The organism is Olivibacter sp. EAT-5 (genome assembly GCF_044784325.1).
Classification (GTDB): domain Bacteria; phylum Bacteroidota; class Bacteroidia; order Sphingobacteriales; family Sphingobacteriaceae; genus Olivibacter; species Olivibacter oleidegradans.
In genome coordinates, this window is sequence record NZ_CP173028.1 from 3,930,994 (window position 1) to 3,944,056 (window position 13,063).

Here is a 13,063-nt window from a genome sequence, read left to right on the forward strand (position 1 = left end):
TACAAAAATACAAAGTAACGGCTTTGTTGGCTAAAAAAGTTATCCTACATTTTAGGCATAAAAAAACCCGCATTTAGCGGGTTATAATTTATTAAATCTGTAATTCTCTTTCTGCTTGAGATAAAAGTAAGGCGGTTCATTTTCCGCACCTCTGTTATAACTGATCGACCAATTAACAGCATCACCATTTTTCAAAAACGCATAATCTCCATTTGATATACCCGTTATCCTAATAACTGGACTGTTTGTTTCAGGATTTTCAATTGTATAAACCAATTGTAGCACACCGTCACCACTTATTACACCCTCATTGGGATGACCTAAAATCTCTGAAAACTCTACTGTATTTTCATTAACAAAGGACAACTTAAGGTAATAAGGCAAGTTACCGGACGTTTTGTTTGCATCAGCGTAAAAACTAGTTTCAGCTAGGTTAATAGAGGGATTGACATTTTTATCTTCCTTAGAACAGGAAAAAAGAGATAAAACGATAATCAGTGTAATTAAATGTTTCATACTTCAAATATAGTTTAAAAACCTAATGCTACTTTTAAATACCTTTTAAAAATGAATAATGAACCCTTTCCAATACCGTTACCAATTCAGGTAATTCATCGGTTGTGAATTTACTTAGCTTCTTTTTATGCTTGGTTTTGGTAAGGCAAAAGCTATCAATATGTGCTATATCAACATTACCGTTAGGCAATTCCCAATGCATTTCATGAGCTAATGAAAATATCTTAGCAATCATTTTGTTTCGCTTCTGTAGGTCGGGGTTAAGCTTACCCGTTAGTGAAGATATTAATGCGTTGGTTTCGTGATAGGTCATTTCCTTAAGGCTTTGGGTTCGCCCGTTTGTAAAATTAAAGACTATCTCGTCTTTCATGTCTAAGAGGCCTGCTTTAGCTAGCAAACCTCTTACGTATCGTATTTGTTTCGGCGTCATCTTTCTGAAATAATAAAAACCTCTTCACCCTCTTCTGTACACGGAATCCATTGGGCGGAAAAATTCAAGAAGGCGCAATTAGCATTATCAAGACCCTTAATAAAAGGGTCTTCAAAACCAAAGGGTATTACATCATTTTCAAGTTTATCAATAACACCTCTTCGATAATCGTATCTATATGGCTTATCCTTAATCACAGAAATACTTTTCTTGTCCAAGCTCCAATACGCATTAATTGGGCTTTTCAAATATTCAACTTCTTCTATTTTTAGTTTCTTCATCCTCATTGTTTGTATTGATGTCACTTTTCAATTTTTTAATTTCTGACGCAATATTATCAAGACCAATAGCTAACGTTAATGCTATCCATGCTAATACAAATTCTATCATCTTATTTGTGTTGTTTGTTCCAATCTGTTTCATACATTGCATTACGTAGATACGTGTCCGGGTCAGCTTGGTTACGCCATTTTACTCGCTGCAAATACGCTAAATAAGGCTTGACAGAAAAAATAGCAGCTAATTTAGATTCATCATTCATTTTGTTCCAAAGTGCTAATGCCCGTTTCTTTTGTACCTTGTGATTATAAGGCTCGTAGAACGATTCGAAATTTAAATCAGGTGGTAATTCCTCAATTTTACCCTTGATTTTTGTACCCAACTCTGATAACATATATTCATGTTCTGGAAGGTTAGCAAGCATCCATTTATGCCCCTTTTCGTCTAAATCGGTTTCATTCATATAGTTAATAAGAATACCAATCTCATTAAACCAAAACTGAATACTACCAGTAAACTTATGGCTAGTTAAAACAAATTTTTTCATAGCGATATCAATGCTTTTTTAAGTTCCTCGTGAAAGGCTATATCTACTGGCAATTCTTTGCCTTGCTTGATTGCAAAAGCTTCTTTTTTTCCTTCGTCAACAAACCTACTACCGTGTATATGCGTTTCAGATGACTTGTAAATAATGGAAAATCCACGTTTGCCAAGAAATACCATTTTTTCCATTTCTGTAAAATACAATTGCATTTACCCCTCACTTTCTATTAGATCGTTTGCACATACCCCCTTACTTTCGTTTACAATATTTTCTTCTATCCCTTCATTTTCGATGTTAGAATTGTCAAATAGTTGGGGTTGTTGATCTTTCTTTTTAGCAGTTACCTTAACAGGTTTTTTAAACTCTTTGGAAAAGAAGGCAGGGTTTAGTTCTCTCGCTTTTTCCTCCCAGATCACATAAGAATCAAAGCCGCCAAACCTATTTTTTATGGGAGTAGCTATATACTTACTAACCAAGATAAACATACCTCCATCAAAAATGATATCCTTAGCTATTGTCTTACGCGGGTTTCCCGCTTGATCTGTATGGCATATAAAAATGAGTATCTTTTTACCATCGTACCGCTCCTTTAGAAAAAGGTAGTCTTCTTTCTTCCATCCAGTATAGTCAATACTATCAATAAATACCGATAAAGGGCTGTTTCTCTTGTCTAAATACTCGCAAATATCCTCAAGGTATGTTTTACCTTGAGGAAGGTTGGAAATAGGGTCTATAGGGATAAAAAGCCCGTTTTGCTCTTCCATCTTATTACGCCTCGTGGCTAGCTGCAAATCAAAGCCGTGACGCTGTTCAAAAGAGAACCAACCGACTTTACCAAACCCACAAAGAAACTTAGCCAGCCGAACGCAATATTCTGTTTTACCGTTGCCGCTGAAACCTCCTACAACACACGTAAAACTTCGAGGTATGTTACCTAAATGCGTTTTATACAGGGTATTCCCTAAATCCAATAATTCAAATTTTTTCTGGTGAAATTGTACTATACCTAGTGTCTTCATTTAATATTCTGTTTAATAAATTCATCCGATGATATTTGTTCGTATTCTGGATACCACATGTCTACCTGTAGAGTTGGCATTACCTGATCTATATCAGGAAGATATTTGTAAAACTCACAGTTTTTTACGGTGAGAGGCTTGTTGAAATGCTTAGCTAGCTTAGCTATATTATCCTCACCAACCATGTGTATAGCGATCTTTTTCATGTCAACTCTTGAATTATACGTGCAGCCATTGCAGCTATTTGTACCGCCTCTTCTCTAAGTCTTTGCTTGTGGTTTTCTCCGTTTCTTTTTTCACCAAAGAAAACTTCATTTTCAAGCTCTCTTACTTCCTCTAATAACACTGCATACCCTTCATGAGCTGAATTGAAATCTTTATGGTATTTTTCTGGTATTGACTTTAATTCCAAGTCAATTAACTCAACTGTTCTAAGATGTAGATATTTCATACTATAGCCCTCCTTAAATAAACCACACTAGTATCTTTATTAACCGCCTTAACAAGGTTCTTTTTGTACTCTTCCTTCATGCAGGGATTATCCACCACAGAAGCAAGTAAAGCGAAATGCTTGTACGTCCGGTACTTAGTCTGGGTAGCCGCATGTTCAACCTTTTGCCATACCAAACGCTTTTTATCATTCGCAAAGTAAAATCGGTCGCCTAGCGTTAGCTTTTCCATTGTTGATACTTCATTTCTTTGCATTTCTAACCCTCCTTTTAATAGATATAAGTGCGTCAACAAAAGCGACTAGACCTAAACCTACACCGATCTTAATAGAATCGCTTACGGTTTCCCAGAACAGGTAAATTAAAAGTAGGCCGATAGCACCCGCTATCACTAGCCCCCAGATAAGCAAATTTTCCTTTGCTGTTAGCTCGTAGGCTTCTGCACCGCCTTCGTAGCCGATCATTTTAGTTTGATTTTCCATGAGATATTTAATTTATCTGAACCCGACAGGGGAAACGACCCCCTGCCATGCTCCAAGTCGGGTTAATTCTGTTTTGAATTGCTGAACGCATTGGTTAAATCAGCGTCATTGACTGCACTTAGCCTTTCGTCTAGGTTTCTGTTGCCTAGCGAAGGGTGAGAGGCGTACAACTCCCTACGATCATCCGAAAGTAGGTAATTGCCAAAGTCCGTAAGGACGGTTTCTAATTGAATTTGTTTTTTCATAACTATATACTTGCAAAATTTAATTGAATGTCTTTATACTGACCATTTGAATCACGTACCCATACCCTAAAGTATGTTTTGCTATCTGGCCGCCTAACGGATTTATCTATTAGCTGCATGGCTTCACTATAGCGATTATCACGCACCCTATCTGAATACCTACGAAGTCCTAACACCCGTTTTGTGTCTAGTTTTCCGTTTGAGGTTTGGAAAGCTTCCATAACAAGAGGCTTTACGAAGTCTTTAGCCCCGCTTAACCCATCGCTTAACACCTCGTCAAGCTTTTCTTTGGCTAGCTGTATGGTGTTTTCGTCAAAGGTTATAGCCTCCGAAATACTAACCTCTACTTTGATACTACGATCAAAGTTGTAAAAAGTAGCATTACCCTTACCTTTACCGATTTTACCGCCATTCTCAACGCAAAAAAGCCTATAAAGCTCTTCGGCTTCGTTCCTTACCTTCTCCTTATAAGCGGCTAACTGTTCGTGAATTTTAAGGGCTTCTGTAGCTAATTTGAAGGTTGAACGTTCTGCATTTCGTTCGTACATCGTAGTCCGGTTGTAAGGTATCTGTGTACCCGCTTCATCACGCCAAACTTTGTCTTTTGCCTGTTGCTGTTTAATTGTCATTTGTAGTAGATTTTAAAGAGTTTAATTGTTCGTTTAAGTCAGAGAGCTTCTTTATCATGTCAAAGCGGTGCTCCCAATTGCTGTTAGGATTATTGCGAAGCCAATCTTCTACCTCCGCAATTTCTTGCTGAATCTTATGCATATACCTTATCTATTTGATTTAAAATGGAAGCGGCTACGCTACGCTCGTACCGATAGCTGTCTTCTTGAAAAATGGTTACAATTTGATTATACCAACAGTGAAACGCCTTAGCTTCAATAGACGACAATGTAATACTTGTGCCTACCCTGTTTTCAAATTGGCGTTTTTTGATCTTAGCTTTAAGCCTATCGTTAACCTTATCTACAATTTCGTAAAGCAAACTTTCTCCTAGATTATCTGGCTTGTAGGCGTTCAAAGCAGCGGTTACAAGCAGGGTTACCCCTTCTAATTGGTCGATGTTAAGTTTTATTGTCATTTCTTCCTGTATATATGTTTGGGTTGTTAAACGATTGTTATTTATGTCTTTTATTAGAGTTTGGAGTCTGTTTTCTAGCTTCTTATCATAAGTTAATATGTCACTTATTACATTTATGGAATTGAGTATAGTTGTCCTATGCCTATTCAGTAGCACACCTAGTTTTGAATACCTTTCTTTTCTAAGTAAATAGCACACTACATGTCTAGCCTCGGAAACTTTTCGGTTTCTTGAACTACTACGCATATCTTCTATAGCTACGCCATATTCATCCGCTACAACTTGTATTACTGCATCAATATTCATCGTACCACCTCCTTAATAACATTAGATATCATATTAGCATAGCTTTTCTCCATGATCTTACGGTGTGGATGAAATTCAAAGCTTTCGGGGTTATGTAAAGCTTTATAGGCCTTTAACCTATCTCTATAAGACATGGTGTCAGCAGCTAGCAAAAAAATCTGTTCACGCTTAGCCCATTGGTTCTTAAACCACTTCCAAAAAGCGGAAGTATAGGGCAATTCGTTAATGAATGGTGTATCACCGTATTCATGTGATAAATACAGATATCCCATTTCTTCTTGATATTGGGCATATTGTAAATCATCCCAACCAAGAAGAGACATTACCCGCTCTTGATTAGTGCGGGTAACCCTTCTTATTTGTTCGATATAGCTTAGCTTTTTCATTATGAAGCCTTTCTTTTATTGCTATGTACAAGCCTTTCAACGCGCCTTAAATCACCTTCACTTTGTTCTATGATCTTTAGGGCTTTTTGTTCGTCCTTAATACCATTAGCGGAAATAACATTTAGTTGATCTGTTGTTGAGGGCTTTGGAAGCGGTATAAACTTTCTACCAACACGGCTAAAAATCTCTTTGTAGCCTTTTCTGTTAATATTAACCCCTTTTTCAATGCGCTTTTGTAAGTGATCTGTTGCCATTAGAACTAAAGCCGCCTTTCCTTCCAGAAGGTTGTAAAGCGAGATAAAAAAGTACAATACCTGATCACTTAACTTATCGGCTTCATCTAGTATAAAAATGACCTTATCAAGTTTCCGTGCTGTTGAAACTACGTTTTGCATCATTTCGTTAACCGTATAGCCTCCACCGTCTTTACCCAATTCATGTAGTAATTCAGCAAGGAATGTTTTACGATTAAAATATTCATTACAGCACACTAGAAAGGCATTTTCATGCTCCTTTACGAACTGTTTTGCGGTAAATGTCTTGCCTGTACCTGCATCGCCTATTATAGCAATGGTTAATGAGTGTGCCTTAGCGTCAGTAAGCAAAAAATTAAGCATATCAGTTGCTTTTGTATTCACTGCAACCCATTCAGCCCCCATAACAGACACTTGTTTTTGTACATTTCTCCATGCTGCATCACTCATAGCCTCCCATTTACCTGATAGCATCATGCTTATGTACGCATTGCTTACACCCTTTAATAGCTTGCTTGCTTTGTTGGCACTTCCGCCCGCCATGTTATCCACATATTTGCGTAAGTCAGCGGTAATTTGTTGCTTTGTTGTGTTATCTAATTCCATGAGATAATTAATTTGTGAGCGGTTACCCTGCACGGTAACCGTTCTTTGTTAGTATAAATCGAATATTGAATTTTCTAAATCGGCATCACTAGCACCCGCCTCAATAGCTCCCATCACCTTAGTATCTTTATGGCTAATTTCTTTTATCAAAACCCCTGCATTTATGCGACTTTCAGTATCTATTTTAGCACGTTCTAAAGCTGCCTTACGTGCTTCTAAAGGTTCTTTAATCATATCCATTAAAGTTGCTTTTTCAGCCATTAAATTGTTATATCTAGCTCTATCGCCTTCTTGTTGATCGGCTAGAGCCGCTTTAGTGTTCTGGAATAGGGGTATAACTTCACGGTAAGTATTTCCGTCAGTAATAAGAATTTCGTCAAAGTTGTACGGGTCATAGGTTACCTGTACTTTTTTACCAATATTATCGAATATAGCCCTTTGGCTTAATTCATATGTACGTTTAGTTTTATTCAGTTCAAAGACGATACCCGCGGCACTTACAGCTATTGGTAACTTAGTTTGCTTTCCGAATAGTGAAAGCCTTGTTTCGCTGCTGATAGCCTTTTTCTTGCTCTTTTCCGAATTGATAAAGGCGTTTATCCATTCTTGTTGCCTTGTCATTTCCGACCCTTTGCGTTTCGTATTTCGAAGGTTGTCTATTAGCTTAGCGATCATGGAAGGGGCTTCGCTAACGTCTGGAAAATTAGAAGTGATTAAGGTATCTGGATTAAGCTTTTCCTTACTTTGTATGTTTGGTCCGCTATAATTGTCGGTAAATACCTTTTTAAGCTCTTGATGCCAAATTGTACCAAATGAAGCTTCAACGTACTTGGTGCGCGCGTTTTTATGTCCCGCGGGGGTAAACGTACCCATGCTATTATAAAACTGTTCTAATTCAGTAGTATTTTTACCACTTATCCCCCAATGATCGGTTTGTATTTGCCTCCATAAGTATTGCCCCCCTGTCATTTCACATACATGCGCGAATGCATTGCGGTACGCTTCGTAAATTAATTCCTTAGTAACGACATCACCAACGGCATAACCTAGTATATAATCGTTAAAAGCATCAATAACCACATATAATACGGGTCTGTAATACTTGTTTTTGCCATTAATAAAGTAAGCATCTAGGTTATTATCATCACTGTTGATTAACAGAAGCGGGGCACTTGCACGATCACGGTGTATATGTTTGCTTAGTTTATTGTAAGTTTTGGCTATACCCTCACGGCTTAGCATCAATTCTGATGCCCACATCCTCCGCCTATATCCTACGGTTTCGGGGCTGATAGGTTGATAATTGTTTTCTTTAGCCCACTTGTTATAATCATCAGCTATTACGGTATCGTCATGCTTATTTCTAACTTCTAGCATGGCCTTTAGAACCGCTTCCGATAGTTCGTCATTGATTTTAGCCCTATAGCTATTGCCAAATTTGTGCTTTTCTATAAGCGTCTCATAGCCGTTACCCTTATACTTTTCAAGCTTATCTTTTAGCCGTCTTTCGTTAGTTGGCAGATTGATCTTCTTAATAACAATTAGCTCCGTAGCCGTTTGCCAAAAAGCCGCCATACTTATATTAAGTTCACGTTTCAACGCGCGCTTGTCCTCTGTAATTCTAGCTAGCATGTTCAGCCAGTTGGCCGCTTGGGTATACCTTTTAACGTAGTTAATTATAGGTTTGCCGTTACTATCAGTATCAACAGCGGGTAATTTCCCCCCGCTTGGCAATACGTATTCCCTGTAGTAGCTTTCTGCTTTATAGTCCCAATCTATTAGCTTTAGAATAGGTTCTTTGGCAATGTACTCGTAGGGATTACCGTACGTTTCAATTACTGATCTACGATATTTATCCGGTAAACTTTCAAACTCGATCAATACCACACGGCCAACACCTCCGTACCCATGTACAGTGATCTTCTTATTAGCCTTATGGTACTTATAGTTTGATTCCGTCATAATGGCGGGTACAAACTCTTCGTAAGTAAGGCATATTCTATTGTTATTGTGGTACTGCATAGCGTTCCCTAGAGTTTTACAATTTTCTTAACCGCTTCAATAAGTTTGTTTGTACCCTCATAGGTTATTAGGTCTATTTCTCGAACTAGCTTCGCTTTCGGACTATTATCTACCCTAACTCCTTGCCTTATCTTGTTAACATAGCTTACACTACATGGAACTAGTGCCGCTACTTGTTCAGCAGTCATCAAATACTTTTTTGCTGCATTTTTGGTACAAGTGGAATTAATATTTGTAAATTCGCTCATGTTTGTGTCTCTTTGCTGACACAAAAATACAAACATGTAAGTAAAATACAAACATTTCAGTAAATATTTTATGCCCTTAGAACAGTTGCCGTCATTGAACCTTAGAATAAAGCAGTTAATTGACTATTATTCAGATGGTAACGTTAATAATTTTGCTGATAAATTAGTTAGCATCTCGCAACAAAGATTAAATAGACTATTCAATATTGATAGCCGAACAGGTAAATACCCTACACCAACTACTGACATTCTTGTAGCAATTACTGAAATGTTTGTAGAAATTAACGCAGTTTGGCTACTCACTGGAAATGGCGAAATGTTTAACACCCCTGTTTTAAACGGTCGTATAAACAGCAATACCCCCAACCCAGTATATACAGAAAGTGACCAGAATTACACAAAATCAGCCAGTACCCTAACCCCTAAACAGGGTAAAAAACTAACCCCTGCACTAACCCCTACGTTAAATATGGGTGTTCCTCAAGTCGTAACAGTTGATAATTTAGGACGTGATAATGTTCCTTTAGTTCCTGTTCGAGCTAGAGCCGGTTATCTATCAGGATATGGTGACCCAGAATATATAAAAGAACTTCCCTCATACAATTTGCCGACACTTAGAAACGGCACATATAGAGCGTTTGAAGTTGAAGGTCATTCTATGACACCTACATTAAAAAATCATGATATTGTAGTAGGTGAGTGGGTTGAAAACCTAGACTACATCAAAGATGATAGGGTTTATATTGTAGTAACTAAAACTAGTGGAATAGTTGTTAAAAGGGTTTTAAACAGGATTTTTGAGTATGGCTTTATTGTTGCAAAGTCTGATGCAGTTAACAATAGACAGGATTATCCGAATTTGAAAATAATGCCAGAAGATATCATAGAAATATGGTACGCTAGGCTTTATATTAGTGCCGAGTTTAAAGCGCCGTCCGATATGTGGCAAAGGCTGAATGATCTGGAAGCAGGTCTAGAAATGGTTAAGAAAAAGCTAGGAGAATAAACCTTTTTATAACGCATTAAACCACCTTTTAAAACCTTTTTAAAATTTGCGCTTTTTATTCAAGCGAAATTCAACCAAATTCAAGCTGCTTGTACAACTGGAATTATTAGCCATTTTTTAAAATCTGCGTTTTTTGGGCTGTTTGCGCATTTTTTGCTCTTTTTTTATTTACTTAAATTGGTACATGTTGAATTACCCCCCTTATAACTTCTGTGTGAAATGTTTCTAGCGCGGGTATTTCCTTTTTTTTCGGCTGAATAGGAATATTGCGACTGACTGGCTTTGCAGGCGAATCGGTCAACCCTTTGGTAGATAATTCAGTGAGCGCCTCAATTAACCTTTTGAATTGATAAGCACCGGTGCCCGATCGGATCAACGCCAAAATGAAGATGTTAGTGCCATATTGTTCATATAGCATTCGGCCTTCCTCGAATGTTCGATTTTCTTTAGCTAGGTAGTTATCGATTCTTGCAATTGCCATATTCAAATATGATCGGCAATTGCCTTTTATGAAACGACAAACACATTGCTTTCATTTACGGGCAAATAAGTAAGCTCTTTCACCATCCAGTTTTCGAATATGATCAAAATTCAAATACTCTAATGCTTCTATTAAATCGGTGTGCTCCCATTTCTTTTGACCATCTTCGCCACCATCAGGATTCCATATTAATTTTATCTCGTCGAGAATCTCTTTAAAGGTGAACAATATATTTTCTCCGTTCGTTTTTTCAGGTGCTACAAACTTCTCTTGAAGTATATGCACTAATCTAAAAGCTTTATCTTCCATATTGATTTAAGAAAAAACCCGGATGCATCTCTGCAGCCGGGTAACCAACTATAAACTAAAACAATGAACAATAAATGTTATGCACCACCAGCAGGAGCCTCTTCTCCTAGCTCGATGGGAGGTAGATATATCATTGGTGGAACTGAGGCTTTACTCATCAAATTGATCACGGCAGCATTGCCTTCCTCTACGGCTTTTCCACTGGTTCCCTCAGTAGTATCAAGTACTGCAGGATATCCGGGCATTCCGACAACTTTCACTCGTCCGCTTTGTTCCGGCACCAAAATCACCATCTGTCTGTTTCCTGCTGATGCTAAAAACCCCTCGATCTCTGCGTCATTGCTAGGATAAGATATCTCGACACCTTGTTGCCAGGCAGCGCCGTCTCTGACACCTATTTTACTATACTTGACTTCCCCCGTTTCCAACGTGCAATAAAGTTTTTTAAATGACTTGCCCGCGACAAACACGAATGGATCTGTAGCTGGTATGTTTATAAGCTCCGAGAAGGTAGTGGCAGTTTCTGTGTTTACATTTAACATAGCGTCCGGCCATTTCTGTATATCCTCTTCGAAAGCATAATATACGCCCGGCTTTATTCCCCCTGGGTTAAACCTACCTTGAGGAAATAAAATATCCTTTGCGTTGATTGAAATAGCAAGGGAACCAAGAGGCATGCCATTTGGGACAAAGGACAAGCCCGTTAACAGAGCCGCTCCAGGTAGGGCGAATTCCGGCGATCCGGCAGCATTACAGAAGAACGCACTAATAACCAAATTCATCAATACGATGAATAGGGTCTTTACTATTTTATTTGATAATAGATACATTGACTAATCCTCCTTTACTTCCGTAATAAATCCAACCTTCAATTCAATTAACTCACGCAGCAGCTTTTCGTCTGATTGTAATGTTTCAGGAGTAATCTCTTTGCCTTTATAGTTAAATCGCTTACCCACTATCTGATACTTTACGCCGTCTACTTTAGCCGTAATGCGACCTTCTTTCGCATCTTTTTGCGCACCCGACAACTCCGTTGATAGTCGGCTTATTTCTTCGGTAGAAGAACGGATGAGCTCCTCTTTTTCTGATTGCAAAGTAGAGAGTTGCTCTTCCAGTTCCGTAATTAGGTTCTGATAGTTCTCATTCTCACTTTTCAAAGAATCATTCTCGCTTTTTAGTTGCGCGTTTTCCGATTCTAATGATTCTAGTTTAGAACTTAGCCCGTTATCGACAGGATTTGTGTTATCCTGAGTAGTTTGCTCCATGTTAGCAGTCTCATTTACTGCATTTTTTTCTTGCTTTGACATTATTTACTTACTAGTGGGGCATTTCGCTCCGTTAATAATCGTATTAATTAATCGCAGATCTAAATCAAGTAGTGACTAAGGTGTTGCAACAAGATCTTGATCGTTATGATAGACATAAGGCAAATACCAAAATCCAAGGCCTTCCCACCAGTCGGAAAGTAGCTTTACATTTCTGCCATCTTTTTGGATATCGAATTTTCCTTTATTTCCAGCCCCACGCTTGGCATGAACTTTATTGAATTCAGGCGACACGTAAAGCAGGTCGCTTCCTTCTTGAGACGGAACACCTACAACCGTTATAGGATGATACTTTAACGTAGAAAGATTCGGCTTTCGATCATACTTATCGTTGTATTTAGTATCCATGCCGATTCTAAATGCTAACTCCTTGGTTTCGGAAAGGGATATCGTTTTGATATTTCTTCGAACAAGCGTAGGAACTTGATTGATGAAATCCTCAACATACTCAACCAACAGAACAGGATCCGTTGGCATGGCACCCATTGTAATGGCTTGAGTCTTTCCTGCAGCATAGCCGTTTCGAATTTTGATGCGAACACCATTCAACGATTTTCCGGCAGCACCGGCGGTGCCTTCGGTTGGAATAACGGCTTCACCTTTAAAGTATTCCAAAAGCTCCAAATCTTCATCCGCTTGTGGTAAAATATGTTGCTCAATCAGCCAACGACATAGAGGCCATTTTGATCTGTCTAACTCATCAATACCGGCTAAAAAGCCTGCCCATGATGGAGCCACATCGTCAGGCCAAATGGACTCGTCTATTTTAATGTGGTTAAGCGGAATACTTTCCAATTCAAATTTTAATTCGCCACCACTAATAGGTGTAAACTGCTTTTGAAAAGACTGGATCACCCGTTTGATTGAGGTGGTAGCCTTATAAAGAATCGTATCCGATGTAGGCTGATACGCAAATAGAGAAGGTGTTACAGATCTATGTCTGAGTTTCACCTGTAAATCTTTCATTCCCTGACCACCATCGCGATAGTGAGCGCCGAATTCGGCAATCAGTTCATCAATATTAACTGTCATTTTGATTATAAATAAGGGTTTACATTCTTGTTAT

23 protein-coding genes are annotated in these 13,063 nt (G+C 38.3%); 1 reads left to right on the forward strand and 22 read right to left on the reverse strand.

Annotation, left to right across the window (positions count from 1 at the left end):
- Positions 1 to 81 precede the first annotated feature (81 nt).
- From ACH11B_RS16130 to ACH11B_RS16210, 17 genes are all read right to left on the reverse strand, one after another.
- Positions 82 to 516 (reverse strand): hypothetical protein, encoded by a 435-nt coding sequence (locus ACH11B_RS16130; protein WP_377609485.1) that lies wholly within the window; start codon positions 514 to 516, stop codon positions 82 to 84.
- A gap of 34 nt (positions 517 to 550) precedes the next feature.
- Entirely contained in the window at positions 551 to 946 is a 396-nt protein-coding gene (locus ACH11B_RS16135; RefSeq protein WP_377609483.1) for a hypothetical protein, read from the reverse strand.
- A complete protein-coding gene (locus ACH11B_RS16140) occupies positions 943 to 1,227 on the reverse strand; it encodes a hypothetical protein (RefSeq protein WP_377609481.1) in 285 nt (94 codons plus the stop codon). Before ACH11B_RS16140 ends, ACH11B_RS16135 begins: the two co-directional genes overlap by 4 nt.
- Positions 1,228 to 1,337: 110 nt before the next feature.
- On the reverse strand, positions 1,338 to 1,772 hold the full coding sequence (locus ACH11B_RS16145) for a hypothetical protein (RefSeq protein WP_377609480.1): 435 nt from the start codon (positions 1,770 to 1,772) through the stop codon (positions 1,338 to 1,340).
- Positions 1,769 to 1,957 carry a hypothetical protein gene (locus tag ACH11B_RS16150; protein WP_377609478.1) on the reverse strand — a complete coding sequence of 63 codons (189 nt, stop codon included), beginning with the start codon at positions 1,955 to 1,957 and terminating at the stop codon, positions 1,769 to 1,771. Before ACH11B_RS16150 ends, ACH11B_RS16145 begins: the two co-directional genes overlap by 4 nt.
- A 21-nt stretch (positions 1,958 to 1,978) precedes the next feature.
- Complete coding sequence (locus ACH11B_RS16155; RefSeq protein WP_377609476.1) at positions 1,979 to 2,788, reverse strand: hypothetical protein; 810 nt, start codon at positions 2,786 to 2,788, stop codon at positions 1,979 to 1,981.
- Between the two features lie 202 nt (positions 2,789 to 2,990).
- Positions 2,991 to 3,239 (reverse strand): hypothetical protein, encoded by a 249-nt coding sequence (locus tag ACH11B_RS16160; protein WP_377609474.1) that lies wholly within the window; start codon positions 3,237 to 3,239, stop codon positions 2,991 to 2,993.
- Positions 3,236 to 3,493: a hypothetical protein gene (locus ACH11B_RS16165; protein ID WP_377609472.1), complete on the reverse strand. Its 258-nt coding sequence runs from the start codon at positions 3,491 to 3,493 to the stop codon at positions 3,236 to 3,238. The genes ACH11B_RS16160 and ACH11B_RS16165 overlap by 4 nt, the downstream gene beginning before the upstream one ends.
- Positions 3,480 to 3,719: a hypothetical protein gene (locus ACH11B_RS16170; RefSeq protein ID WP_377609470.1), complete on the reverse strand. Its 240-nt coding sequence runs from the start codon at positions 3,717 to 3,719 to the stop codon at positions 3,480 to 3,482. The genes ACH11B_RS16165 and ACH11B_RS16170 overlap by 14 nt, the downstream gene beginning before the upstream one ends.
- A gap of 62 nt (positions 3,720 to 3,781) precedes the next feature.
- Positions 3,782 to 3,964: a hypothetical protein gene (locus ACH11B_RS16175; protein WP_377609468.1), complete on the reverse strand. Its 183-nt coding sequence runs from the start codon at positions 3,962 to 3,964 to the stop codon at positions 3,782 to 3,784.
- Between the two features lie 2 nt (positions 3,965 to 3,966).
- Positions 3,967 to 4,593 (reverse strand): DUF3164 family protein, encoded by a 627-nt coding sequence (locus tag ACH11B_RS16180; protein WP_377609466.1) that lies wholly within the window; start codon positions 4,591 to 4,593, stop codon positions 3,967 to 3,969.
- Positions 4,583 to 4,735 carry a hypothetical protein gene (locus ACH11B_RS16185; protein WP_377609464.1) on the reverse strand — a complete coding sequence of 51 codons (153 nt, stop codon included), beginning with the start codon at positions 4,733 to 4,735 and terminating at the stop codon, positions 4,583 to 4,585. The genes ACH11B_RS16180 and ACH11B_RS16185 overlap by 11 nt, the downstream gene beginning before the upstream one ends.
- Positions 4,728 to 5,357, reverse strand: a complete 630-nt coding sequence (locus tag ACH11B_RS16190; RefSeq protein WP_377609463.1) for a helix-turn-helix domain-containing protein — start codon at positions 5,355 to 5,357, stop codon at positions 4,728 to 4,730. Before ACH11B_RS16190 ends, ACH11B_RS16185 begins: the two co-directional genes overlap by 8 nt.
- The gene (locus tag ACH11B_RS16195) at positions 5,354 to 5,743 is read right to left on the reverse strand and encodes a hypothetical protein (RefSeq protein WP_377609461.1); all 390 of its coding nucleotides are present in this window, start codon (positions 5,741 to 5,743) and stop codon (positions 5,354 to 5,356) included. Before ACH11B_RS16195 ends, ACH11B_RS16190 begins: the two co-directional genes overlap by 4 nt.
- Positions 5,743 to 6,603 (reverse strand): AAA family ATPase, encoded by an 861-nt coding sequence (locus ACH11B_RS16200; RefSeq protein WP_377609459.1) that lies wholly within the window; start codon positions 6,601 to 6,603, stop codon positions 5,743 to 5,745. The genes ACH11B_RS16195 and ACH11B_RS16200 overlap by 1 nt, the downstream gene beginning before the upstream one ends.
- Positions 6,604 to 6,651: 48 nt before the next feature.
- On the reverse strand, positions 6,652 to 8,625 hold the full coding sequence (locus ACH11B_RS16205) for a hypothetical protein (protein WP_377609457.1): 1,974 nt from the start codon (positions 8,623 to 8,625) through the stop codon (positions 6,652 to 6,654).
- Between the two features lie 8 nt (positions 8,626 to 8,633).
- Entirely contained in the window at positions 8,634 to 8,873 is a 240-nt protein-coding gene (locus tag ACH11B_RS16210; protein ID WP_377609455.1) for a hypothetical protein, read from the reverse strand.
- 70 nt (positions 8,874 to 8,943) lie between these two features.
- Between ACH11B_RS16210 and ACH11B_RS16215 the strand changes: the two genes are divergently transcribed.
- Positions 8,944 to 9,879, forward strand: coding sequence for a helix-turn-helix transcriptional regulator (locus ACH11B_RS16215; RefSeq protein ID WP_377609453.1), 936 nt, complete (start codon positions 8,944 to 8,946; stop codon positions 9,877 to 9,879).
- Positions 9,880 to 10,051: 172 nt separating this feature from the next.
- Here the strand turns inward: ACH11B_RS16215 and ACH11B_RS16220 are convergent, their stop codons facing one another.
- From ACH11B_RS16220 to ACH11B_RS16240, 5 genes are all read right to left on the reverse strand, one after another.
- Complete coding sequence (locus ACH11B_RS16220; protein ID WP_377609451.1) at positions 10,052 to 10,360, reverse strand: hypothetical protein; 309 nt, start codon at positions 10,358 to 10,360, stop codon at positions 10,052 to 10,054.
- A 51-nt stretch (positions 10,361 to 10,411) separates the two neighbouring features.
- Positions 10,412 to 10,669, reverse strand: a complete 258-nt coding sequence (locus tag ACH11B_RS16225; RefSeq protein ID WP_377609449.1) for a hypothetical protein — start codon at positions 10,667 to 10,669, stop codon at positions 10,412 to 10,414.
- Positions 10,670 to 10,746: 77 nt separating this feature from the next.
- Positions 10,747 to 11,499: a hypothetical protein gene (locus tag ACH11B_RS16230; RefSeq protein WP_377609447.1), complete on the reverse strand. Its 753-nt coding sequence runs from the start codon at positions 11,497 to 11,499 to the stop codon at positions 10,747 to 10,749.
- Positions 11,500 to 11,502: 3 nt separating this feature from the next.
- Positions 11,503 to 11,979: a hypothetical protein gene (locus ACH11B_RS16235; RefSeq protein WP_377609446.1), complete on the reverse strand. Its 477-nt coding sequence runs from the start codon at positions 11,977 to 11,979 to the stop codon at positions 11,503 to 11,505.
- Positions 11,980 to 12,054: 75 nt separating this feature from the next.
- Entirely contained in the window at positions 12,055 to 13,029 is a 975-nt protein-coding gene (locus tag ACH11B_RS16240; protein ID WP_377609444.1) for a hypothetical protein, read from the reverse strand.
- Positions 13,030 to 13,063: the final 34 nt, after the last annotated feature.